Consider the following 659-nt stretch of genomic DNA (forward strand, 5'->3'; position numbering starts at 1 on the left):
ACACCTTTTTTAACGAACAGCTATATTATAAAGACGGGGCAGATAATAACTACTTAACAGACTATACGGCACTGAACCACAAATGGATAGCTCGTTTTAATGCTATTTTTGAGGGAGAAATCGTTACCAAATCAAGAGATTGGCATACCCATTGGTCGGTAGGTTCGCCTTACTTTAGCAATATGTATCTCTTGCGTGATTTCAACTACTCGAAACATACTTTTGAAGGATTTGAGACTTACAAAGAAGAGACAGCACTACGGGCAGATAGGGTGGATTTTATGAATGCGCTGAAACGCTCGTTTACTGAATTTGACTTTGTACAGCGACACTTTGAAGACCCACAAGCCGCTTGGGATGCCGCAGCTAAAGTGAACCAAGACGGTTCGGAACGCATTATTAATAATCTGCAAAAGGTATCGAACAACCTTATAAAGATAAATCATTATATCACACTGCTCAACCAGACACTTAGAGATTTGCAAACAGAGCTTTCGGCCTACTTGTACACGGATGATATACAGGCTATGCGGACTAAGAATATGCAGTTGGTTACACAACTACAGTTTCAGTTTAACGCCTCGATAAGGCAAGATTTTTCGCTGTTTAATAAGTTTATAGAGCAACTGAGTGTAACCCCTATAGAGGTGTATAACCTA

Annotated in this window: 1 protein-coding gene; it reads left to right on the forward strand. The window is 39.9% G+C overall.

The window, feature by feature from the left end; genetic code table 11:
• The coding region (locus tag HMPREF9074_RS09855; RefSeq protein WP_034540522.1) for a virulence factor SrfC family protein at nucleotides 1–659 on the forward strand (659 nt) is incomplete at both ends.

The sequence above is a fragment of the Capnocytophaga sp. oral taxon 329 str. F0087 genome (genome assembly GCF_000213295.2).
GTDB classification, from domain to species: Bacteria; Bacteroidota; Bacteroidia; order Flavobacteriales; family Flavobacteriaceae; genus Capnocytophaga; species Capnocytophaga leadbetteri_A.